Below are 22616 nucleotides of genomic sequence, written 5' to 3'. Positions count from 1 at the left end.
CGCTCAACAGCTAAAGCTCATCGCCCAACGACACCTGCGTGTGATCCAGCGATCACGGCGACGAGTTCGCAACTACTTCAAGCATCGTGAGATTTGCTACGCTGCATAGTAGTTCAGGTACAAGCACGCCGGGTTAATAGTAGCGAGTCCGACCCGGGCGCTGTTGTCCCGCCCGAGGTGCGCTCGGGGCGCGTCCCGGCCTTGCCAAGCGCCGCTCACGGTGCACCGCCCCGGAGCTGCCGCAACTCGTGTTCTAACTACTCGATACGTTCAAGGCAGCGGACAGCCAGCGCGACGATGCCCTAGAATGTCGGCGCCACGATTGAGTCTGTACATGAGCGAGCCCTGATCGGCGCGGACGTGTTTTGCCGTCGCGCGCAGCACGATGGCGGTGGCCCGAGCTTCGGCGATGTCGATCTGGGCGTTCATCGCGCGCTGCCCGAGCGGCGGAGCCGCGGAGCAAGGAGCGGGTCCGGGATGCACTGGCGAGGCGTTTTCCTGGGCGAGCCTGTACAATACCGAATACTATGTCCGACGCACCGCCGACCGGCCCGACCTTTGAGCAGTTCCTCATGGGAACGCCCTTGCTCTTGTCCCAGCATGTGCAGGTCGAACTTTCGGTGCATGTCAAGGTAGTTGCCGCTTGTTTCTACGCGGCGGCGGCCGTTTCTCTTTCCTGCTCCAATACTGAGTTCACCACCGACTCGCGCTCGGGGTTGAGCGTGACGGTTGCCACCGGCGTCCAATTGCGCGTGTGCCGCGTCCATCGACGCGGATGGGTCTCGCGGGCCTGCGCGTACAGTGCATGGCGACGAGCCAGGATCCGCTGATCGTGACCGGCGTGACGTTCTGCCGGACTCACATAACGAATGCCGCTGTGCCGGTGCTCGTGGTTGTACCAAGTGACGAACTGACTCGCCCAAGTTCGTGCAGCTTCCAAATCAGCAAAGCCGGCGGTTGGGAACTGTGGCCGATACTTCGCTGTTCGGAACAGCGCCTCGACGAACGCGTTGTCATCGCTCACACGCGGCCGCGAGTACGAGGGCTTGATGCCCAACCAGTGCAACATGGCGAGCACCGTCGTCGCTTTCATTGTGGCGCCGTTGTCGCCGTGAAGAACGGGCTTTCTTTTGAGCGTATGAACGCCCTCGCTCAACGCCGTTCGCCGCAGCAAATCGACAGCATGATCGGCACTGTCGGTCTCATGAACCTCGAAGCCCACGATCTTGCGACTGTAAACATCCAGGATCAGGTACAAGTAAAACCACTGACCCAGCACCCGGCTCGCGAGGAATGTCAGATCCCAGCACCACAACTGCCGCGGCGCCGTCGCGACATGTGTGCTCGGTGGCCTGCTTCGTTGGGGCGCTTTAGCTCGCCCACGATGCCGCGCTTGGCCGTGGGCGCGCAGCACACGGCTGAAGCTGGATTCGCTGGCAATATAGGTGCCTTCATCCGCTAGCATCGGCACGATGCGCGCCGGTGGCAACTCGGCGAACCGGGGCTCGTTAGCCACCTCAAGGATGCGCTGACGCTCCTCGGCACTCAACGCATGCGCTGGCGTCGGCCGGATCGCTTGCGGGCGACCATCGCCACGCTTCAATCCATCGCCCGCTTTCCAGCGCTGCACCGTTCTCGCATCCATACCCGCGACTTCACAGGCCAGCTTGAACCGCGCTCCCTCGCGGCAGGCCGCCTCCAACCACTGCACCGTCCTCTGGCGATCTTCCAGCGCGATCATTCTTCCTCGTCCCGCTGCAAGATCGCCTCGAATTTTTTTGACAGCACCAGCAGGGCTGTCGTCTCGGCGAGCGCCTTCTCCTTGCGTCGCAAGTCCCGTTCGAGTTCTTTGATGCGCTTCTTCGCCTCACGACTCTGCTGGGCCGTGGCGCGTTCTTCCGGCGCCTCGCTTAGCGCCGCCGTGGCGTTGTCCTTCCACTGCTGCAGCTCGGCCGGATACACGCCATGCTCGCGACACCAAGCGCTGCGCTGGGTCTCGTCCATCGCTGCCGTCGCGATCACGGCTTGCAGCCGCGCTGCGGCGGTCCAAACCCGTTCTCGAATCGGTGTAGTCAATGCATCCGCTCGCCATCTCTCTAGGGTCGCCACCGAAACGCCCAGTTCTTGCGAAACTTGCTGGATCGGTGCGCTCTCCGGCGGCAGCAGTCGAGCTACCGCACGCTCTTTAAATGCTTGTCCGTATCGTGCCACTTCATCGCCTCACGCCCCTAGGTTACAGATCTATCGGGGCGGCAACTACAGTGACATCAGGGGCTTTCGCGTGAGTCTACGGCCTATGTCAGGGTCGCATTAGCGCTTCCAGCCATCAAACTACATTGCCCGCAGGGTACTTGCTCCGGGATGAGATTCTTCGATCCCACGTCAGAGGATCTGACCTGTCAGCTTCCCAACAACGCTAGCGGGCATTTCGGTAATCACTTCGCGACTTACCGGTGTCGAAATTGTCAGAAGACATTTAAGACGTACGCGCTCAGAGTTCGATTCGGCGGGATGGGCACCAATCTTACGGGCAACAGTGCCGAGATAATGAAGATCGGCGAGGTCCCTGCTTTTGGCGAGCCGCGTCCGAATGCCGTTAAAGATGTGTTGGACGATGAGATTAAGTTCTTCGAGCGAGGCTATCATGCCGAAACTGCGGGGCTCGGAATTGGAGCATTCGCATACTACCGGCGGTTCGTGGAGAGCCATAAGGACAAAATCATCGCTGAAATCCGCAAGGTCGCGGTCGCTCAAGGCGCGAAGCAGGACGTGCTCGACACGCTCGACAAAGCGGCGAAGATGATCAGCTTTGAGAACGCGGTGAAAACGGTGAAGGACGCAATTCCGGATAGCCTGCGCCACTCCGGAGGGCATAACCCTCTCACGCTGTTGCACGATGCACTGAGCGCCGGGCTCCATAACGAGGACGATGAGCAATGCCTGGAACTAGCGAAGGACATCCGATTACTACTCACTGATCTCGCGGAGAGGACGACGCAAGCTCTGAAGAACAATAGCGAGCTGAGTCAGGCCGTGAATCGACTGCTGAGGAAGGCAACGGCCCGAGCGACGTGAACCCTTAGAACGCCGACGGTTCTCGGTGCTTCTTCACGCGTAACGTCATATCCACTGCGTCGAATAGAGACGATGAGTGCTCATTCTCCGGGTGTCGATTCAGCGATCTGATCTCCACGTCATACGGCTTGCCGGTCAGTTCCAGCAGCGCTTTGCCGAACGCCTCCTGGATTTGCTCCAAACTATATTTGTGCAGCCGGCGACTGTCCCACTCGATCTTGTCCCAGTCGATCTTTTCGTCCGCCTTCCCCGTCTTTTCATTCTCCGCCATCTGTTCGGCCTTTCTGGCTTACTCGGGCCAGTAAGGGTACAGCCCCGCCACAAAGGCGCCTAGCCCCTGCGCCAAGATATGGCTTAGAGCGGGCTATGGGGGTGGTGACCCCCTAGTCACCGGCGCGGTGCTGGACGATTGCGCGGCTACTTCAGCCGCACGCTCTGAGGGACCGCCGGAACAGCCCACATCACGCCCCCGCTACCAACTTCCCTGGGGCTCTCTCCCACGGCAGAAGCATGAAGGTTCCAGCGAGCTGTCAGCCCGTCATCGGGCTCTGGACCCAGGCGGGTTTCGCCGCCAAATAGTTCAGCATTTGAGCTTTGCTCGCGCATCGTCTTCGATGCTAAGCGCGGCAGCACCGTTTTTCGGACGCGGGCCAAGTACGTTTCACCGTGACTGTGGCGACCACGCCGCTTGATCTCCTCGACGTCGAGTGTGCCGGCGTCACCGCTTGCGATACCGGCCTGAATATCAGCTCGCAACTGATTGCGCTTCATCTTGTAAAAACGATTCCATCTCAACCTCACCGACCGCGGGATAGCCACGTAGATCCAAATCGTTGACGAGGCCCGGTCCCTCGCAGGCGTAACCGGGCCTCGTTGCTGGCGACCTCGTTTAGAACTTCCAGATCGCAGAGACGTCGATCAGGCTCAGGTCAGTGTCCTGCAGCTCTGCCGAGCGCCATTGCAGTCTGATGTCCAGGGCAGGCCCCGCAGCCAATACGCCACCCAATCCGTACGACAAATCGTTTCCGTCGTCTTCGACGCGTGCCGAAAAACCACCCGCGCGGGCTGTCGCTTCGATATCCCAAGCGAGCAGGCCGGCGCGTGCGAACAAGGTCAACGCCCGGTTGACCTGAACCTTGCCGACCAGCGCCACCTCGATGGCCGTGCTGTCCACCTCGATGTTTACTCCCTGGACCGTGTCGGATGGCGAGCCGCCATCGATGAAACCCACCTCGGCGGCGAGCCACGGGTTGAACTGGTACCCACCGAACAGGGTGAATGCGGTGTCATCACCGTCGAAGCTGAAGCCCAGATCAGCGTTGCTCTCTTCGAGCTTGTTCTGGCCGATGCCAGCGCCGACGTAGAAACCACTCGTAGCATCTTGCGCTTGCACACCGAAGGCCATCCCCATTCCTGCAAGCACCAACATCCCATGCACTGCGTTCCGACAATACATTCCGTTCTCCCAGTGTTATTTGCTGTTGTGGAGGCGCGAAGCGTGACGCTCGGCCTGCGATTCCAATTACGAATCGCATCACAAGGACCGCTTCGGGTCGAAATGTGGCCTGCACTTCACACTGTGCATCCGCACCTGCAGCAACACTGGGCGATCTATCAGGCCCTCGGCCAAGCACATCGATACTCGATGGCCGAGATGGAGCCGGATTACAAAGTGCGCAACGCGGGTTTCATCCCGCGGATGCCATCAGGGACGCTCTGGGCGAGCGTACTAATCGGCCATCAAGCTGATGAACTTGGACAGATCGATATTCCCGCCAGAAACCACGCAGACAATGGTTCCGTCACCGGCCTTGCCGCTGCGGGCCGCGGCCAAGGGAAGGGAACCGGCGCCTTCAGCGATGACGCGCGTCTTTTCCGCGATCTCGCGCATGGCGAGGCGGGTTTCCTCGAGGCTGACGACGATGGAGCCGTCGATGACGGGCCGCAGCCGCTGCCACATGCGAGGGAACACGCCCTTGCCGCCGGCACCGTCGACGAAAGAGGCCTGCCACTGCGGGAACGGTTGCGGCGAGCCTTTGGCGAGCGAAACGGCGAGAGGAGAGGCGGTCTCCGGTTCGACACCGTACACCTTGGTCTGCGGCTTGAGTGCTTTGATGGCGCTGCCGACAGCGGTGAGCAATCCGCCACCGCCAACCGCGGCGACCACGCTGCTCACCTCTGGTGCATCTTCCAGAATCTCGAACGCGAGGCTGCTATGGCCCGCGATGAATGCGTCGTCGTCGAACGGATGAATGAACGTGCCCTCGACGCCGGCATAGCGACGTTCGTCCAGGGCCTGCCAGGCGTCGGCGAATGAAACCGGGACCAGCGTGGCGCCGAGCGCTCTCATGCGGTCGAGTTTCGCCGTCGGTGCCGTTTCGATCGCGACCACCGTGCATGGCACCCCAACCCGGCCGGCCGCATAGGCAATGCCTTGTCCGGCGTTGCCAGCGCTGATCGTCCATACGCCACGACGGCGTTGCGCCTCGTCGAGCGAGGCCACGGCGTTGAGCGCGCCCCGCAGCTTGTAGGAGTTGGTGATCTGGAGATTCTCCAGCTTCAGGCGGATATCGGGTCCATCCTTGCCCGTGTCCAGGCGCAACAGCGGCGTCCGGACGACCCAGGGCGCGATGCGTTGACGCGCCTGCTGCATTTCTTCGAGGGAGAGGGCGCGGACGGCGTCGAGCGTCATTTCAGACCTGTCGGGCAACACATACAGTCTGGCGCGATCATAGCGCAAGCTTCATCAGTCCCAGGCCGTTGCCGCCGCGTCTTCGGTAAACTACGCAGCCGGCAGAGGCGCCTCGGTTCATTCCCGGGGTCCATTTCGAGTCCATTCCCGAGTCCAGGAATCCATCGATGTCCCTGTTTACGCGCTTTCGCAAGGCGCCGCCTCCTTCGACCGCGGCGGCACCCCGGGAGATTGCTCCCCCTCCAGCGGCCGCGCCGGTCGCTCCCGAGGTGGCTTTGCTCGCCGAGCAGGAGGAGGCGCGGTTGACGGCCGCCATCTCGGCGGCGGATTTTCAGACAGTGGCGGCACTGGTCATCGAAGGCACGTCGACCAAGATCCGGCAGCGTGCGGCGGAAGCCATCGACGATCCGGCGCAGATCCGGCAACTGCTGCGAGATGCTCGGGGCGGCAAGGACAAGAGTGTCTACAAGATCCTGACTCGCAAGCGCGATGCCTTGCTGGCCCAGGAGCGCGAGGCCGAGCAGGTGCAGAGCGAGATCAACGCTGTGTCTGCCGCCATCGAGCGACACAGTCATCGACCCTACGATCCGTTGTTCACGCCGGCACTGGAGCAACTGGAGATCCGCTGGCAGGCGGTGGTCGAGCATGCGGCGCCGGATATCGTGCAACAGACACAGCAGGCTATAGACCGATCGCGCGAGACCATCGCGCAACACCTTCGTCAGGTCGCAGCTGAAGCGGCGCGCGAACTGGCCGCGGCGAATGCGGCAGCCCTGGCTCAGAAAAAGCGCGAACAGGAAGAGCAGGCGGCCGCTGCTGCCGCCGCTGAACGTGCGCGAATCGAGGAAGAAGAGCGCAAGGCAAAAGCAGAGAAGCAGGAAGCCGAAGCGCATGCGGTGCGGCAGATCGGCGGTTTGTTGCGAAAGGCACAGGGCGCTCTCGCGTCCGGCAGCAGCAGAACGGCTGCGGGCTTGCGTCGAGCGATTGAAGAAAAGCTGGCGAGCGCGCCACCGCTGCCCGCGCATCTCACGAATCAACTGCGACAGCTCGATGAAAAGCTGCAAGAGATCAACGACTGGAAGAGCTTCTCGGTCGCGCCGAAGCGCGCGGAGCTCATCGAGCGGATGGAGGCTCTGATCGGCGCGACGCTGCATCCTTCGGCACTTGCAGGTCACATCAAGGATCTGCAGGAGCAGTGGCGAGCTTTGAGCAAAGGTGCGCGCGAGGACATCGAAGCGGACTGGCAACGCTTCAACGAGGCCGCGCACAAGGCGTATCAGCCCTGCCGCGAGTTCTTCGAGCAACAGGCTCAGGTGAAGCAGGAAAACCTGCGCCAGCGCGGACAGCTGTTCGAGCGTCTTGCTGCCTTCGAATCGCAACACAATTGGGAGCAGCCCGATTGGCGCACTGTGGCCACTGCCTTGCGTGAGGCTCGGCAGTTATGGCGTCAGCACTCTCCAGTGGATCCGGCCGACGCAGAAGAACTGCAGGGCAAGTTCAATCAGCTGACCGCCACCTTGCAGAGCCGGCTGGATGCCGAGTACGCGCGCAATGTGAAGGAGAAGCGATCCTTGATCGCGCGCGTGCGCGGACTGTTGCAGTCTTCCGATACCAGGAAGGCGATCGACGAGGCGAAGCGACTGCAGGAACAATGGAAGTCGGTCGGCATGGTGCCGCGCGATGACGATCGCAAGCTCTGGGACGAGTTCCGTCAACAATGCGATGCGTTGTTTCAACGGCGGCAGCAGGAGTCCGCCAGTCAGGCCGAAGCGTGGGAGGGCAAGCGTTTGCAAGCCGCCGGCCTGTGCGAGGAGCTGGAGAAAATTGCTGCGCTCACGGGTTCGGAATTGGTCGAGAACGTCAAGAAGCTTCCTGAGCTGCGGGTTGCTTTCGACGCCATCGGCGATCTTCCGAGAGCTCATGCGCGGCAATTGCAGGACCGGTTCGAGCGCGCCTTCGATCGTTGCCATCAGGCAGTGGCACAACAACACGCCCGGGAAGCCGAGCAGGGCTGGACCCATCTGTTCGACGCAGCGAACGCAGTACGGGCCTATCGTCTCGCGCTGGCTCGGCAGGCCGATGCTGCGGAATGTGACACGCTGAAAGCAGCTGCCGAGGAACGCATCGCTGGAGCAGCCAGGTCTCCCAAGCGCGGCCTCGAATCCGTCAAGGCTGCGCTTTCGCGAGAAGGAGAGAGCGATCTCGCCGCGAACGAGTTGGCGCTACGAACACTCTGCATTCGCGCCGAGCTGCTGACCGACACTCCGACGCCGGAAGCCGACCAGGCATTACGCCGCGAATATCAGATGCAACTGCTGATGAACAGCATGGGGCAGGGCATTAAGGCGGAAACCGGTCAGATCGATGCCTTGACCATCGAATGGCTCGGCGCCGGTCCCATCGAGGAAGGGATGTACCTGCAGTTGCTCGAACGCTTCAAGGCGTGCCGGAGCAAAGCTCTGGCCACCTCGAAGCGCAAGAGTTGAGGCCGCTGCCTACGGCTGACCGACCACGACCTCGCTGATCTGCATGACCGGCTGCAGGTCCGTGTAGTTCTTGATGTCCGCCAGGATTTCCTTGGAATGCGGACCGAAGGCGGCGCTGAAGGCTTCGACGGAGTCAGAGTAGATGTGGCACATGGCCACATACGTCGGCGGCCCGCCGGTGCCACCACTCAGTCCCTTGTCCACCGTATAAAAGCGGCAGGCAGATCCCATGCGCGCCTGCACCAGGGGCATGTGCTTGTCGCGGTAGTAGTCATGATCGAAGCGGGTGTCGGGCTTGTAGGGATACATCACACTGACTTTGATCATCATTGGCCTCCTGAAGTGGGCATCGGAGCCGATCCTGCCCTCGCGGCGTGCTCCCGTCCACCTCTAAATGCTAACCTTTTGCGCATGACGCAGTCCTGGTGGCTCTATTTGCTCGGCTGTCGAGATGGCCGCACCTATGTCGGTATCGCGACCGATGTGGCGGCGCGCTTCGCTGTGCACATCAGCGGCAAGGGAGCGAAATTCACTCGCTCGAATCCGCCAGTCAGCGTACTCGGTGCACGCGCTTTCGCGAGCAAGTCGGAGGCGCTCAAGGCGGAGGCGGCGCTGAAGAAGCTCGATCGGGCGCGCCGGTTGGCTTGGGCTCGCGAGTTCGTCGTTCAATTGCCCGGTCTGGAAGGCAACTCGAATTCCACGATCACTGGAAAGTGATCGGAGGGGTACCGCCCGTCACGTTCGGTCGTCACAGTCTTCGCCGACCTGGCGGTGAATCCCCGGAACATGATCCAGTCGATACGCCGCTTTGGCGTTCCCGTGAAGTCGTGAAAAGTGGCTTCCGGTCCGATGCGCCGGGATGCGGCAGTCCAGGCATCGGCGAGCTGAGCCGAGAGCAGGGTATGCACCTGGCTGTCAGGCGACGTATTGAAGTCGCCCGTCAGGATCACGCGTTCATCGCGAGGCAAGCGGTCGAGTCGAGCCTCGAGCAACTCGATGCAACGTATCCGTATCGGCTCGTCCTCGTCCCGATAGGGAAGGTGAGTGTTGTAAAGCGTGAATGTAGCGCCGTCGGCGATGCGCTCGAAGCGGGCCCAAGTCACCATGCGAGGATAGATGTTTCCCCACGTCCGGCTGCCGGGGACCTCGGGAGTGTCCGATAGCCAGAAGTCGCCGGACTCGCGCACACGCAAACGATCTTTGCGATAGAACACCCCCATGTGCTCGTCTTCATCGCCACCGCGGCGGTCCGCGCCGAACCATGCATACTGCGGCAGGCTCGCCACCAAGTCGTCGCCCTGACGCTTGAACAACTCCTGAGTGCCGATAACGTCGGGATCTTCGGCGCGCAGCATCTGTACCACGATGTCGCGTCGAGCGTCCCAGTTGTTCACGCCATCACGATCGGTCGGCAGGCGAATGTTGAACGTCATCACTCGCAGCGGCTGCGCATACGCAGCCGCCGCCAGCAACCAAGCGGATACAAACAAGATGAGTGTCGGCCAGGTGCGGGATTTCCGGATCATGGCTCGATCAGCGCGATAAAGGGCCTGTCAAGGCAGCCTTAGCTGCCTTCAGCTCTCACCAGCGGCAACCAGACAGCGCTCGCGGCCGCGCCACCACGTTCGATGGTCACGGTCGCCTTTTGAAAGTCCTGTTGCTTCGCCAGGAAAATGTTCGGCACATACTTTTGCGGATTGCGATCGTACAGCGGAAACAGCGACGACTGGACCTGCACCATGATCCGATGCCCCGGCCGGAACACGTGGTTCACCACCGGCAGACGGAATCGATAGCGCTGGGTTTTACCGGCCGGGATCGCGCTCGGCTTCTCGAAGCTGTCTCGATAGCGGCCACGGAAGATGTCCATGCTGAGCGCCAGCTGATAACCGCCCATCTTCGGATCGGATGCCACTTCGTCGGGATACACATCGATCAGCTTGACCACGAAGTCGCCGTCGCTGCCGGTGGTCTTCGCGAAGATCTCCGCGATCGGCGCGCCAGACAAACGCACGGGCTCGGTGAGCACTTCGGTTTGATACGTCATGACATCGGGCCGTCCGTCCGCATGCCGCTGGTCGCTCACCAGCCAATCCGGCCAACGCCCGTCGTCGAAGTTCACGGGCCGGGGCAGATACGGCACCGGCTTCGCGGGATCGGAAACATAGCTATCGCCACCGGCAGCGCCCTTGTCGAAACCGAGACCGCCATCGGCTTGCAAATAGATCGGCGTGAGCGGCGCCGGGCAGCCCTGCTCGCAGGCCAGCGGCCAATCCGAGAAACGTTCCCAACGATTCTCGCCGGTGTTGTAGAGGGTGGCCGTGGGAATCTCGACCGGCGGCCCGTCCTTCAAATAGTGATTGAACATCGGCAGCACCATCCGTTCGCGGAACTGCGCGGCTGTATCGCCTTCCCATTGGAACGGCCCGAGCGAACGGCCTTCGCGATTGATCTGGCTGTGCCGCCAGGGCCCCATCACCAGGAAGTTGTTGCCGGTCTTGCCTTTGGCCTTGAGCGCTTCCCAGGTCATGATGGCTCCATACATATCCTCCTGGTCCCACAGGCCCTGTTCCCAAAGCGTCGGCACGTTGGCAGGATTCGCCGCCACCAGTTTGTCGAGCGCCTGGCCTTGCCAGAACGCGTCATACGCGGGGTGCTCCAGCATGAGCTGCCAGAAGGGCAGCTGATCGAAGCCGGATTTTTTCGCCCACTCGTTGGCGCCGCCGATGCGGCGGAATTCTTCGTAATGATCGTAGCTGCCGGTGCCCGGCTTCTTGCCGGCGCCCTTGTAGCCGGTCTGCGAGCCGATCCAGCCGATGTTGGCCAGGCGGAACGCGCCGTAATGGAACCAGTCGTCGCCCATCCAGTTATCGACCATCGGGCTTTCCGGCACGGCGACCTTGAGTGCCGGATGCGGGTCCAGCAGCGCCATCACGACCGTGAACCCTTCGTAGGAAGAGCCGATCATGCCCACGCGGCCATTCGATTCGGGCAGATTGGACTCGTTCACCAGCCACTCGATGGTGTCGTAGGCGTCGGTGACGTGATCCACCTTGGTCGGGTTGAGCGGACCGATCACCGGGCGGTTCACCACGTAATCGCCTTCGGAGCCATACTTGCCACGCACGTCCTGATAGACGCGGATGTATCCAGCATCCACGAAAGCTTCATCGGCGAGCGGCAATACCGACTTCATGTTGGGGCTCTCCATGCGATTGGCGCGCCCTGCGGCGTTGTATGGCGTGCGCGTAAGAACGATCGGCGCGTGCTTCGCTCCCTTGGGAATGACAATCACGGTATACAACTTGGTGCCATCTCGCATGGGCACCATCTCTACGCGCTTCACATAGTTCTGCGTCTCGGTCGGCGGCTTGAAATCCGCTGGAATCTGGCCGCCGGGCGTTGCCTGCCCGGATGCCGTTCCCGTCATCACGACGATGGCGGCCAACAACGCGATTCCGAACTTTGTGGTTTTGAAATTCATCCGCGGCAGTTCCCGGTTCGCACGGCCGATTCCGTGTCGCTGATTGTAGATCGTGTAGTGTGTGCACTGCGAATCCGCAGTGACAGCGGCGCGAGCTTCGTAGGAGACTCGATTGCTTCTCATCGCGCACCTCCCAGACCCGCGGCGGCGAGCGCATCGACGTCGTACAGCGCGCCTCCCTTGATGACCAGCTTCGTGCGTCGCACGTCACCGACGTTCGCGAGCGGATCGCCGTCGACGAGGATCAAGTCGGCGCGCTTGCCGGCGGCGATGGAGCCGACTTCCCGATCTTGTCCCATGACCCGGGCAGCACCGAGCGTGGCTATATACAGGACATCGGCGGCGGGAATGCCAGCTTCGACGTACAGCTCCAGTTCGCGGGCGTAGAGCAGCGCACTGCCGTCCGTGCCGGCCACGATCGGCACGCCCGCCTCGTGCAGCAGTTTCAGCATCTGCTTCATTCGTGTGAACGACTTCGTGTACCTGGCTCGTTCCTCCGTCGTGGAGGCGCGACCGCCCGATTGTCCGGTGCGCACGACGGCTGGCGGCAAGCGATCGGCCCACGGCACCATCCATCGAGCCATCTCGCCCTTGTAGCCGGTGAACATGTTCTCGAACGTCACCAGCGTCGGATCGACGACCACGCCACGTTGCTTCATCAACGCGATCAGCTCGCGCACCTTGGCGGATTTCAGATCCAGCTCATGACCATGCTCCAGCACGGCGGAGAAGCGCACCGGCGTGTTGGTGAGCTTCAGCACCTCCGGCGGCATGAAATTCAAGAACCAGAAGTTGCCGTGATTGACCTCCTGATAGCCGGCCAGGATCGCTTCCCGTAGCGTCATGCCCGCCGGCACGTGCCCGCTGATGCGCAGGTTTCGTTCGCGCGCAGTGGCAATGCCAACTTCGAGCAGCTCGCGCGACAGCGAGTTATAGAACTTCACTTGCGGATAGCCACGGTCCGCCGCGGCATTGACGGCGTCCCGCATTTCCTCGGGCGTGCCGACCAGAGTGCCGATCGGCGCGGCCATCGGATCGCGGGCGTCGATCAATCCCGCCGCGGTGATCCAGGGGCCGGGCAGGGAGCCATCATCGAACAGCCGTGACAAGCGCCCCAATGCCTCCGGGTTGTTGCCCAGATCGCGATCGCTGGTCACGCCCGCCATCAAGCTCAGCAGACCATCGCTTTCCGCGAACACGTGCGCGTGCATCTCCCACAGCCCCGGCAATAGCGTTTGGCCGCTGGCGTCGATGATCTCGACATCGCTGGGCGCGGCGAGATCCGTCGTCGGCGCGACAGAGACGATGCGGTCGCCCTGCACCAGCACCGACATGCCTGGCTTCATGACGCGACGTTCGGCATCGAACATTCGGGCATTGCGGATCAGGACGGGCCGCTGCGGCTGTCTGCGCAGCTGCCTGCCCTTGTCGATGCGGGCCGTCGACAGCGTTGCATCCTGGGCGGCGATCAGCTCGGGCAGGGCGCCCTCGAAGCCGGCGCGGACCACGCTTTGCCACGTCGATGCCGTCGCGAACAACTCCATTTGCGAATCCAGCCAGAGTGGCTGTGGATCCAGATCGATGCCCGAGAGCAAGAACAGCACGATCTTCATCGGCCCGCTCGAGCCGCTGACCGTCAGTTGTTGAGCCATTTCTATGTGCGCAGTGCCGGCAGGCAGCAACGCCAGATCCTCTTTGGCCACCAGCAACGCGCGCGCCAGCGCTGCCATGTCTTCGGCGTGGGCTCCATTTGCCAGGTAGTAACCCTTGGCTTCCGTCTCGCTGCTGCCGGCGTTGCTGGTCCAGCGCGCCTTGCCGTCGCTGACCGCGAATGTTTCCTGGATCGGGCGCTTGGCGTAGTCGAGTCCTTGCAGCCGATAGCTCAGCAGCATGCCGTTCTCGTCGTAACGACTGACGATGTCGAGCTCGGGCCCGCGGCCGCGATCGTCGTACTTGAAAGTCGTGCGCCGTTCCCGGCCAGTGGCGGGCGTGACGCTCAGCTCGCCCACGATGGTGCCGGACATGACCACCGAATATCGGGTTGGCGTCACCAGATCCGCCGGCAGTCCCGGTTGAATCAGCTGTTGATGGAACTCGTTCGCCACCGTCTCGCCAGCGGCGGCTTGCAGCAGGTTCATGAACGCCGTGGTGCTGCGCGGACGGTCCCGCCGATACAGGATCCCATCGAGCGTATCGCGCCCGATGCGCTCCTCCAGCTTGAACAGCAACAGCGGGCCTTTCTGATACAGCGCAGCTCCGCTCGGACGGTCCGGTGTGAGCAGGGAGCCGCCTTCCAGCGCGGGCACGATCTTGCGGGCCAGAAAACTGCGCATCTGCTGCTCGCCGAACGCCACTTCGAGGTAACGCAGCGCCGAGTATTCGGCCAGGGACTCGGCGATCCAATGATTCTCGCCGCCGCCTTCCGGGCTCGGCAGCCAGGCGTGATAGATCTCGTGTGCGATGGTTCGCGACACCGCGAGTGGATCGAACGACGTGGGCCCGCCGGCCGGGGAGGCGACCGCAATGTAGTGGCGACGTGCGTATGCGCTGCCGACGTTACGGGGCACTGCCACGACGCGCAACGGCTCGGGCAGCGGCCCGAATTTGCGACTGAAGAATTCCACCGAGCCTCGCGCATGCTCGTAGGTGTGCGCGACCCGGGGATCGTCCGGCGCCGCGCTGTAGAACTCGAAGTCGTCGGTGACTTGCTTGACCATGCCCCGCAAGGCCGCGATCGGCACATCGGTGTCCGGTATGGTGCGATCGATCGTCAGCGTCGTGCCGCGCAGGCGATGGTTGCTCTGCGCGGCGACGGTCACGCCCTCCGGCATGCCTTCGATTTTGGCGCGCACGGTGAAGAACAATCCGAGGTCGCGTCGCACGGGAAACCAGAAATGCTCGAGCCGCAACTCGACCCCGTTCGGGGTGAAGGCCGGCAGTTCGCGCTCCCCGTTGACAGAGCCGTGGTAACGAAAGCGCACCTTGACTGTCCGCGTCGGTGGCTGGTCGAACTGCAGTGTCACCAGCTTCAAGTCGGGCAGCGGCCTGTCGACCGCTTCGACGCGGCTGGTGCCACCGACACTCATCTCGACAGCGTCGATGGTCGCATCGCCGCCGAACAGAAATGCCGGATCCCGCAGCTCCTCCGGCGGCAGTGTCATGGTGACATCGGCTTTGAAATCGCCATTAGCCGCATTGAATCGTACGTGCACATCGTAGTGCGCGGGCTTGGGTGCGGAGGCGGCGGCGAGGTGCGCCATCGCGAACATCATGAGGATCGTCAGCAGAGTGCTGAAGCTACGTGGCATCGGTCGGGTTCCCCGCATCGTTCTTGTGAACATCATCGATGCACGATGCATGGCGCGGCGATTTCCCCTATGCCGCGCTGGCGGATTCTCGCCACTCGTACATCGTTCTGCCGAGCGGCCTCGAATGACGTGGCCCGCAACATCGTGAAGGGGAGATCCTATGAGTCATCGCCTGCCCTGGCTGGCGCTCCTGGTGCTGGCAGTGCTGTTGTTGCCGGCCGCGCGCGCCGACGCGGAGGGGTTGCGTTTCGATGTTTCGATCCCGCGCAGCGTGTCGGCCGAGCCGGTGACCGGGCGCCTGCTGATCGCCATCGCCAAACACGAGACACCCGAGCCGCGCATGGTGATCGGGCTGACCGGCCCGGTGATCGTTGGCGTCGATCTCGAGCAATTGCCGCCGGGGCGGACGGCGAGCGCTGATGCCACGGCGCAGAGTTTTCCGCTGGCGAGCTTGAATGACTTGCCGGCCGGCGACTACTTCGTGCAGGCGACTCTGATTCGTTACAGCCAGGTGCGCCGCGCCGATGGTCACACGATCTGGGTGCCGACCCAGCACCGTCGCATGCCGTTCCACATGTTGCCGGGCAATCTGTTCAGCAAGACCCAGCAGCTGCATCTGGACCCCAAGCAGCCACGCCCGGCGCGCTTCGAATTGACCGAGGTGATCGGGCCGGTCGAGGAGCCCGAGGACAGCCAATGGCTGCGCCACGTGCGTATCAAGAGCAAGATCCTCAGCGAGTTCTGGGGCACGCCGGTGTATCTCGGCGCAACGGCGCTGGTACCTCGCGACTACGACAAGCATCCGAAAACCAAGTATCCGACGATATACGCGCAAAGCCAGGAGCCCACGCGGCCGTTCCGTTTCAATCCGGATCCGGCCAGCCATGAGCGGGATCTCGGGGCGCGCGCTGCCAACGTGCAGACCGGCTACGAGTTCTATCAAAGCTGGATCAGCGATGGCTTTCCGCGCTTCGTGGTCATCGTCATGGAGCAGTCCAGCCCGTATTTCCTGGAAGCCTACTCGGTGGACTCGGCCAACAACGGTCCCTATGGCAGGGCGCTCACCGAGGAACTGATTCCCTACCTGGAAAAGAAATTCCGGCTGATTCCGCAAAGCTACGCGCGCATCGTCCAAGGTGCTTCGACCGGGGGCTGGGAAAGCCTGGCGCTGCAATTGAAGTATCCCGACTACTTCGGCGGAGCATGGATCTTCAATCCCGATCCGATCGATTTCACGCACTACCAGCTGATGAATATCTACCGCGACGAGAATGCGTTCGCCGTGGCGAATTCGTTGTTCAGCACCGCGGAGCGTCCGATGCGACGGACGGTGGAAGGCCAGGTCACACATACCTTCCGCGAAGTCGCGCGGCTGGAAGCCGCGCTGGGCAGCAAGGGACGCTCGGGCTCCCAGTTCGACGCCTGGCAAAGCGTGCACGGCCCGGTGGGGCCGGACGGCTACCCGGCCATGCTGTTCGACAAGCAGACCGGCGTCATCGACCGGGACGTGGCCAACTACTACCGCGAGCATGGCTACGATCTCACCGAGTACACCCGCCGCAACTGGCCGACGCTCGGGCCCAAGCTGGTGGGCAAGCTGAATTTCTTCGCCGGCGAGATGGACAACTTCTATCTGAACCTGGCCGTCTACGACTTCGAGGCCATGCTCAGGGACAGCAAGGACCCGCACTACCCGGGCCGATTCGAATACGGCCGGCCCAAGCAAGGTCACAACTGGCACCTCACGGATTTCGCCGAAATGATCCGCGAGATGGCCGTGCACGTGAAGCAGCACGCACCTGCTGGCACGGATACGGCCAGCTGGGGCTACTGATTCTGGTTGACGGATGGCGGATTTCGATTCGCCGTCCATCGTGATCTGAACAAGCAAGAGAAAGGGCTGCTGTATGGCCGCGATTCGCAATCATCTGGTGTTCGGCTGGCTGGCGTTGATCAGCGTGGCGGTAGGGTTCGTGGCCATCGGGCAGGCCAATTCCGCTTCGAAAATAGCGACCTTCGAACAGATCAACGTGCAGCGGATCAACGTGGTGGAGCCGGACGGCAAGCCGCGTGTCATCATTTCCAACCGCAAGCACTTTCCCGGCCTGTACTGGGGCGGCAAGGAATACAAGCACCATGCCCGCGATACCGCCGGTTTCCTGTTCTTCAACAAGCAGGGCGATGAAGTCGGCGGTCTCACGTTCGACGCCGACAAGGTTGGCGACAAGTGGGGCGCCAGCGCCAACCTGGCCTTCGACCAGTTCCAGCAGGATCAGACCGTCGGCATGATGTACAGCGAGCAGGACGGCAAACGCGCCGCCGGTTTCAAGGTCTGGGATCGCCCGAATGCCTCGATGGAGCCGGCGATCGAGCTCAGCGACCGGGCCGCCCGGGCCGCGACCGACGCCGAGCGCGACGAGATCCGCGCCGAGATGATGGCTCTGGCCAAGAGCTGGGGCCCTCAGGGCGAGCGCTTGTTCGCCGGTAAGGTATTGGATGATTCGATGGTGCGCCTGGCCGACAAGCAAGGCCGGCCGCGCCTGGTGCTGAAGGTGGACGGCGCCGGCGAGGCCAGTGTCGAGTTTCTGGACGAAGCGGGAAAGGTGGTGCGCAGAATTCCGGAAAAGTAACATCGACCAATGGACCGCGGGGAACATATTCGCTGGTTCGCGCGGGAAGTGCTGCCGCACGAAGCAGACGTGCGGCGCTGGCTCGCGCGCCGGGTGCGCGGGCTGCCCGATTGCCACGTCGATGAAATCGTCCAGGAAGCCTACGCTCGCCTGTGGGCCACCGGGCCCGAGCGCATCATGAATCCGCGTGCCTATTTCTTTGTCACTGCTCGCCACGTCGTCGGCGAGGTGCTGCGCCGGCTGCGCGTCGTCTCCATCGAAACCATCGCCGATATCGATTCGCTGAACATCGCCGACGAGGCTGTCGGGCTCGAGCGCCGCATCAGCGGCCGCGAAGAGATCGAACGCGTGCAACACATGCTCACCAAACTGCCGCCGAAGTGCCGCGAGGCGTTCGAGCTGCGCAAGTTCGCGGAGCTGTCGCAGAAGGAAATCGCCGAGCGCATGCAATTGTCCGAGAGCACGGTTGAGAAGCACCTGGTGAAGGCGCTGCGCCTGCTCATGAACGAAATGAAGGTGGCCGACGCAGCGGCCGCGCAGCCCAAAGTGAAAGCCCATGAATACCGTCATCGGCAAAGATGACATCGACGACAGCGCCGCCCGCTGGGTGATGCGAATGGATCGCGGCGAGATCGGCGAGGCCGAGCAGCGCGAGCTCGATGCATGGTTGGCAGCGGATTCGCGCCATCGCGGCGCCTTTATTCGTGCCCAGGCCATTTGGTGCGACATGGATCGAGTCGCCGCGCTGGGCGCCGGCGAGCTGATGAGTGCTCCGCGGCCGCGTTGGTTCACGGATTCGTTCCGGCGTGCCGCCGCCATCGCCGCCTGCGTGTTGGCGCTGACGCTGGCGAGCGTTGGTGTTTCCAGCCGCTATCTCGCCGGCCGCGAGAGTACCGACCGCGGCGAGACGCGCCGCTTGTTGCTCGATGACGGCTCGGCGGTCGCGCTCAATACGCAGTCGGTGCTGCAAGTGAAGTTCGATGACGACGAGCGCCATATCGTCCTGCGGCGTGGTGAGGCTTCATTCCAGGTGGCTCACGACGAGCAACGGCCGTTTGTCGTGCGGGCAGGCGACGTGTTCGTGCGGGCGGTGGGCACGGCGTTCAACGTTCGCATGAAGCCCGAAGGTGTCGAAGTCACCGTCACCGAGGGTGTCGTCGAGGTCACGCGAGCGGCAGATGCGGACAAGGGAGCCATCCACCGCGTGCATCACAATGAAGAAGTCATCGCCCAAGCCGCGCAGCCCATCGAAGTGGAGCCGTTGAGCGATGAGGTGATCGCGCAGCGCCTGGCCTGGCGGGAAGGACGACTGGTCTTCGATGGCGAGCGCCTCGCCGCGGCCATCGCCGAAGTCAATCGCTATTCCTCCGTGACGGTCGTGATAGACGATGCCGAGCTCGCGCAGAAAGCGTTCGTCGGCAACTTCAAGATCGGCGACGCGCGCGGCTTCGCGCATGCCGCCGCCGTGGCCTTCAATATGCGCGTCATCGAACAAGACAAGACTTTACGTTTGACGCAGTAGCGGATTTTGCTCGGCCGCACATCTTAGCTCCCATCGAACAACGCGTGGGAGAGACACATGCGAACACGGGGAAGCAAGAAGATCGCTGGCGGGCTGCTGACATTGGCGCTCGCCGTTTCTACTGCACTGGCGCAGCAGAAAGTCACTTTCGATATTCCGGCGCAGCCCGCGTCGGTGGCCATCCAGAGCTGGGCACGTGCGTCGGGGCTGCAAGTCTTCGCGGCCGAAGAGCATTTGCTGGGAATCAAGACCAATGCCGTGCGCGGCGACTACTCGCCGATCGAAGCCATGCAGATGATGGTGGAGGGGACGGGCCTCGAAGTCGTCGCCAGCAGCGAGAACACCGTCACCATTCGTCGTCGCGCCAACGCCATGCCGGGCACGCCGCCGGATGAGCGTTTCGACGCCGATCAGTTGCAGGAAATCGTGGTCACCGGCACGCGCATCAAGCGTTTGGGCTTCGATACGCTGCAGACGGCGTTGGTCACGGACTCGCAACAGATGGAGCGGCGTGGCTACACGAACGTGGCCGAGGCGCTGAATGCGTTGCCGACATTCGGCAGTTCCGGCGTCGACACGGTCGGCACCGGGCAGGGCACACACAGCGTCGGCCAGACGTTCGTCGATTTATTCAACCTCGGCTCGCAGCGCACGCTGGTGCTGGTCAACGGGCGGCGCTACGTGACCTCGAACGCGCCGGCCGTCGGTGGCACAGCCGGCGCGCAAGTCGACATGAACACGATTCCGGTCGGCCTGGTGGATCGTATGGAAGTCGTGTCGATCGGCGGCGCGCCCGTGTACGGGGCGGATGCCATCGCCGGCACGGTCAACATCATTCTGAAAAAGGATTACGAGGGCTTCGAGGCTTCGGCCCAGTACGGCACCACCGAGGATGGCGGCGGCGACACCAAGACCTTTCGCGCGCTGATGGGCGGCAACTTCATGGAGAACCGCGGCAACATCGCCGTCGGCATCGAGTACAACGAAACCGATGGTTTGTTGTATTCGGACCGATTTCCCGAGTTCTACAGACTCATTCCCAATCTCGCCGACACCGGGCCGAACGACGGCATCCCGGCGGAGGTGGTCGGCACGCTGCGCTATCCCTTTCTGACCGAAGGCGGCTTGCCGCACGCGAACACGCTGGCGCCGCTGGTTGGCGGCGGCCTGCCGGGATTGGTGTTCCCCCCGTTCTTCACCAGCCCGAACTACATCTACGACTCCCAGGGCCGGCCGCTGCATTTCGCGCCAAACGGCGAGCTGGTGCCATTCAACGTCGGCACCGTGCTCGATGACTCCGGCGGTCTGTTGCCGACGCTCGTCAGCGGCGGCGATGGCATGAATCCGGCCGATCACTTCTCGCTGTTGACGCCCACGCAGCGCACGCTGATCAATGCGATCGGGCATTTCGACGTGAACGACCATGTCCGCGCGATCTTCGAACTGTCGTACGCAAACACGCGCGGCCGGGAACTGAGCGAACTGGCCGCGTTCGTCGCGCCCGGTCTGCTCGGCGGGCCGCGCCTGACCTTCTCGGTGAACAATCCCTTCCTCACCCAGCAGGCGCGCGACACGCTGATCGCGAACCTGGGGCCGAACGCGACCTTCGATATCAATCGCAACCTGAGCGATCTGGTCGATCGCACCGGCGGACGCATGGCGGTCGATCTGTATCGACTGGTCGGCGGCTTCGAAGGCGGGTTCGATGCGTTCGGCGAGCGGTGGTCGTGGGATGTGTCTTTCAACTACGGCCGCAGCCGTGGTGTCTCCGAGCTGACGTTCATCAATCCGGACCGGCTGGTGCAGGCGATCGACGTCACCACGGCTCCTACCGGCGAGATCGTCTGCAGCGATCCCAGCGACAACTGCGCGCCGCTGAACCTGTTCGGCACGAACAACTTCAGCCAGGCGGCGCTGGATTTTGTGAGCATTCCGGCGACCGCCATCACCGTCAACACGCAGCGCGTGGCGACGGCGAACCTAAGCGGCAACCTGCCGTTCGGCGTCGCCGCGCCGATCGCGTTCAACCTCGGCTATGAACACCGCGAGGAGACAGGCTCATTCTCGCCCGATGGTGCCTTCAGGACGGGCAACATCCTGCTCGGAGCGCCGGGGCAGGTCGCCTCGGCGTTTCCGATCTCCGGCGGCTTCGACACCAACGAGCTCTACACCGAGTTGCTGGCCCCCCTGATCGAGCCGGGCTCCAATGTGCCCCTGATCAAGAGCGCGAGCCTGGAAGGCGCGGTCCGCTACGTCGATCATTCATTGACCGGCGGCGCAACCACCTGGTCGGCGGGTGGCCGCATCGAGCCGCGCACGCCGGGATGGAGTGATGGTTTGATGTTCCGCGGCGTATATACCGAAGCGATTCGCGCGCCGGCCATCACCGAGCTGTTCGCCAATTCACCGGTGCTGTCGCCCTTCAACGATCCTTGCGACTCACGCTTGATCACGAGCGGACCGAATCCATCCGCGCGTGCCGCGAACTGTACCGCCGCGCTCGCTGCGGCGGGCGTGGCCGATCCGGCGGCATTCGACACCCGGGGTACCACCGGAATGTTCTCGCCAGCGGGCAGCCAGGTCGGCAATCCGCATCTCGACAACGAGATCGCCGAGTCGTGGTCGGTGGGCATCGTGTTTCAACCGGCGGCGTGGCCGAATTTCCGCATGGCCATCGACTGGACCGACATCAAGCTCGAAGGCGGCATCCAGCCCATCGGCATCGGGCAGCGCGTCGCGAACTGCTACGACAGCAATACGTTTCCGAACGCCGCCTGCGATGGCTTCCGGCGCTATACGGCGGCCGACATCGCCGCGTTGCCGCCAAATTCTCCCCGCCGACAAGTGGGCGATCTGGCGAACGGCTTCGAGCAGACCTACATCAACCTGTCCACGCTCGACTTCGAGGGCCTGATCGTCTCGACCCAATCGGCGTTCGACGCGGGGCCGGGCTCGTTGAGCCTGGGCGCCACCGTGTTCTACACCGCCAAGTTCGAGGAGAGGATGTTCGCGGGCGACGAAGCGGTCGATCAGGCCGGCTTGCGAGATGTTCCGGAATATTCGGTGCAGTTCAACATCGGCTATCGGTGGAATCAGCTGGACATAGACTGGCAGACGTTTTTGTGGAAGAGCTCGGTGGACGTGAGCTTCAATGTCGATCCGGAGGCGTCCACAGCGAGCAGCATCCCCTCGTATGCGCTGCATAACCTCACGCTCGGTTACCGGTTCAGCGACGCCGTGCGTGCTCAGCTCGGTGCCGTCAATGTGCTCGACCAGGAAATTCCGCTCAATGCATTGCCTCGCGGCTTCTCGGGCTACGACCCGATCGGCCGCCGCTACTTCCTGACGTTGTTCACTCACTTCTGATGAAGCACGGGCTGCACGCAGACGCTGCGTGCAGCCCGCGACGCCGGGTAGGG

At 62.8% G+C, this 22616-nt stretch carries 18 protein-coding genes; 8 read left to right on the top strand and 10 right to left on the bottom strand.

The window, feature by feature from the left end; all coding sequences use genetic code 11:
- Positions 1-270: 270 nt before the first annotated feature.
- Both VGE08_RS23235 and VGE08_RS23230 read right to left on the bottom strand, forming a co-directional pair.
- Positions 271-429: a hypothetical protein gene (locus VGE08_RS23235; RefSeq protein ID WP_331070315.1), complete on the bottom strand. Its 159-nt coding sequence runs from the start codon at positions 427-429 to the stop codon at positions 271-273.
- Between the two features lie 220 nt (positions 430-649).
- Positions 650-2211 (bottom strand): IS3 family transposase gene (locus VGE08_RS23230; RefSeq protein WP_331070314.1). Its coding sequence is split into 2 segments (ribosomal slippage): positions 650-1773 and positions 1773-2211, totalling 1563 coding nucleotides; the frame shifts between segments, so codons are not numbered across the junction.
- Between the two features lie 300 nt (positions 2212-2511).
- Between VGE08_RS23230 and VGE08_RS23225 the strand changes: the two genes are divergently transcribed.
- Complete coding sequence (locus tag VGE08_RS23225; protein ID WP_331070313.1) at positions 2512-3075, top strand: hypothetical protein; 564 nt, start codon at positions 2512-2514, stop codon at positions 3073-3075.
- Positions 3076-3079: 4 nt separating this feature from the next.
- Here the strand turns inward: VGE08_RS23225 and VGE08_RS23220 are convergent, their stop codons facing one another.
- From VGE08_RS23220 to VGE08_RS23205, 4 genes are all read right to left on the bottom strand, one after another.
- Positions 3080-3346, bottom strand: a complete 267-nt coding sequence (locus VGE08_RS23220; protein ID WP_331070312.1) for a hypothetical protein — start codon at positions 3344-3346, stop codon at positions 3080-3082.
- Positions 3347-3492: 146 nt separating this feature from the next.
- On the bottom strand, positions 3493-3846 hold the full coding sequence (locus VGE08_RS23215) for a hypothetical protein (protein ID WP_331070311.1): 354 nt from the start codon (positions 3844-3846) through the stop codon (positions 3493-3495).
- 118 nt (positions 3847-3964) lie between these two features.
- Positions 3965-4531: a porin family protein gene (locus VGE08_RS23210; RefSeq protein ID WP_331070310.1), complete on the bottom strand. Its 567-nt coding sequence runs from the start codon at positions 4529-4531 to the stop codon at positions 3965-3967.
- Positions 4532-4804: 273 nt separating this feature from the next.
- A complete protein-coding gene (locus VGE08_RS23205; protein ID WP_331070309.1) occupies positions 4805-5767 on the bottom strand; it encodes a threonine/serine dehydratase in 963 nt (320 codons plus the stop codon).
- A gap of 167 nt (positions 5768-5934) precedes the next feature.
- Here VGE08_RS23205 and VGE08_RS23200 point away from each other — a divergent pair, with 167 nt between their 5' ends.
- Positions 5935-8253 (top strand): DUF349 domain-containing protein, encoded by a 2319-nt coding sequence (locus VGE08_RS23200; RefSeq protein WP_331070308.1) that lies wholly within the window; start codon positions 5935-5937, stop codon positions 8251-8253.
- 9 nt (positions 8254-8262) lie between these two features.
- Here the strand turns inward: VGE08_RS23200 and VGE08_RS23195 are convergent, their stop codons facing one another.
- Positions 8263-8580, bottom strand: a complete 318-nt coding sequence (locus VGE08_RS23195; protein ID WP_331070307.1) for an EthD family reductase — start codon at positions 8578-8580, stop codon at positions 8263-8265.
- An 84-nt stretch (positions 8581-8664) separates the two neighbouring features.
- On the opposite strand from VGE08_RS23195, the gene VGE08_RS23190 reads away from it, so the two are divergent.
- Positions 8665-8970 (top strand): GIY-YIG nuclease family protein, encoded by a 306-nt coding sequence (locus VGE08_RS23190; protein ID WP_331070306.1) that lies wholly within the window; start codon positions 8665-8667, stop codon positions 8968-8970.
- On the opposite strand, the gene VGE08_RS23185 is transcribed toward VGE08_RS23190, so the two are convergent.
- The 3 genes from VGE08_RS23185 to VGE08_RS23175 form a co-directional block, all read right to left on the bottom strand.
- Positions 8919-9779 carry an endonuclease/exonuclease/phosphatase family protein gene (locus VGE08_RS23185; protein ID WP_331070305.1) on the bottom strand — a complete coding sequence of 287 codons (861 nt, stop codon included), beginning with the start codon at positions 9777-9779 and terminating at the stop codon, positions 8919-8921. The two genes, VGE08_RS23190 and VGE08_RS23185, sit on opposite strands and share 52 nt — an antisense overlap.
- Before the next feature lie 38 nt (positions 9780-9817).
- The gene (locus VGE08_RS23180; protein WP_349258784.1) at positions 9818-11683 is read right to left on the bottom strand and encodes a CocE/NonD family hydrolase; all 1866 of its coding nucleotides are present in this window, start codon (positions 11681-11683) and stop codon (positions 9818-9820) included.
- Positions 11684-11856: 173 nt separating this feature from the next.
- Positions 11857-15045, bottom strand: coding sequence for an amidohydrolase family protein (locus VGE08_RS23175; RefSeq protein WP_331070303.1), 3189 nt, complete (start codon positions 15043-15045; stop codon positions 11857-11859).
- A 160-nt stretch (positions 15046-15205) separates the two neighbouring features.
- On the opposite strand from VGE08_RS23175, the gene VGE08_RS23170 reads away from it, so the two are divergent.
- From VGE08_RS23170 to VGE08_RS23150, 5 genes are all read left to right on the top strand, one after another.
- Entirely contained in the window at positions 15206-16879 is a 1674-nt protein-coding gene (locus tag VGE08_RS23170) for an alpha/beta hydrolase-fold protein (RefSeq protein WP_331070302.1), read from the top strand.
- A 73-nt stretch (positions 16880-16952) separates the two neighbouring features.
- The gene (locus tag VGE08_RS23165) at positions 16953-17675 is read left to right on the top strand and encodes a hypothetical protein (RefSeq protein WP_331070301.1); all 723 of its coding nucleotides are present in this window, start codon (positions 16953-16955) and stop codon (positions 17673-17675) included.
- 9 nt (positions 17676-17684) lie between these two features.
- Positions 17685-18257 (top strand): RNA polymerase sigma factor, encoded by a 573-nt coding sequence (locus VGE08_RS23160; RefSeq protein WP_331070300.1) that lies wholly within the window; start codon positions 17685-17687, stop codon positions 18255-18257.
- Positions 18232-19197 (top strand): FecR family protein, encoded by a 966-nt coding sequence (locus VGE08_RS23155; protein WP_331070299.1) that lies wholly within the window; start codon positions 18232-18234, stop codon positions 19195-19197. Before VGE08_RS23160 ends, VGE08_RS23155 begins: the two co-directional genes overlap by 26 nt.
- 57 nt (positions 19198-19254) lie before the next feature.
- Positions 19255-22563, top strand: coding sequence for a TonB-dependent receptor (locus VGE08_RS23150; protein WP_331070298.1), 3309 nt, complete (start codon positions 19255-19257; stop codon positions 22561-22563).
- The last annotated feature ends 53 nt before the right edge of the window (positions 22564-22616 follow it).

It is taken from the genome of Steroidobacter sp., assembly GCF_036406195.1.
GTDB lineage: Bacteria > Pseudomonadota > Gammaproteobacteria > Steroidobacterales > Steroidobacteraceae > Steroidobacter.
The sequence above is the reverse complement of the archived record's forward strand: the minus strand, read 5'-3'. Positions and strand labels throughout refer to the sequence as shown.

Bases quoted from the DNA above. Each gene is read 5' to 3' on its own strand.
- VGE08_RS23235 (WP_331070315.1), bottom strand. From the start codon at position 429: ATGAACGCCCAGATCGACATCGCCGAAGCTCGGGCCACCGCCATCGTG.
- VGE08_RS23225 (WP_331070313.1), top strand. From the start codon at position 2,512: ATGGGCACCAATCTTACGGGCAACAGTGCCGAGATAATGAAGATCGGC.
- VGE08_RS23220 (WP_331070312.1), bottom strand. From the start codon at position 3,346: ATGGCGGAGAATGAAAAGACGGGGAAGGCGGACGAAAAGATCGACTGG.
- VGE08_RS23215 (WP_331070311.1), bottom strand. From the start codon at position 3,846: ATGAAGCGCAATCAGTTGCGAGCTGATATTCAGGCCGGTATCGCAAGC.
- VGE08_RS23210 (WP_331070310.1), bottom strand. From the start codon at position 4,531: ATGTATTGTCGGAACGCAGTGCATGGGATGTTGGTGCTTGCAGGAATG.
- VGE08_RS23205 (WP_331070309.1), bottom strand. From the start codon at position 5,767: ATGACGCTCGACGCCGTCCGCGCCCTCTCCCTCGAAGAAATGCAGCAG.
- VGE08_RS23200 (WP_331070308.1), top strand. From the start codon at position 5,935: ATGTCCCTGTTTACGCGCTTTCGCAAGGCGCCGCCTCCTTCGACCGCG.
- VGE08_RS23195 (WP_331070307.1), bottom strand. From the start codon at position 8,580: ATGATCAAAGTCAGTGTGATGTATCCCTACAAGCCCGACACCCGCTTC.
- VGE08_RS23190 (WP_331070306.1), top strand. From the start codon at position 8,665: ATGACGCAGTCCTGGTGGCTCTATTTGCTCGGCTGTCGAGATGGCCGC.
- VGE08_RS23185 (WP_331070305.1), bottom strand. From the start codon at position 9,779: ATGATCCGGAAATCCCGCACCTGGCCGACACTCATCTTGTTTGTATCC.
- VGE08_RS23180 (WP_349258784.1), bottom strand. From the start codon at position 11,683: ATGACGGGAACGGCATCCGGGCAGGCAACGCCCGGCGGCCAGATTCCA.
- VGE08_RS23175 (WP_331070303.1), bottom strand. From the start codon at position 15,045: ATGCCACGTAGCTTCAGCACTCTGCTGACGATCCTCATGATGTTCGCG.
- VGE08_RS23170 (WP_331070302.1), top strand. From the start codon at position 15,206: ATGAGTCATCGCCTGCCCTGGCTGGCGCTCCTGGTGCTGGCAGTGCTG.
- VGE08_RS23165 (WP_331070301.1), top strand. From the start codon at position 16,953: ATGGCCGCGATTCGCAATCATCTGGTGTTCGGCTGGCTGGCGTTGATC.
- VGE08_RS23160 (WP_331070300.1), top strand. From the start codon at position 17,685: ATGGACCGCGGGGAACATATTCGCTGGTTCGCGCGGGAAGTGCTGCCG.
- VGE08_RS23155 (WP_331070299.1), top strand. From the start codon at position 18,232: ATGAATACCGTCATCGGCAAAGATGACATCGACGACAGCGCCGCCCGC.
- VGE08_RS23150 (WP_331070298.1), top strand. From the start codon at position 19,255: ATGCGAACACGGGGAAGCAAGAAGATCGCTGGCGGGCTGCTGACATTG.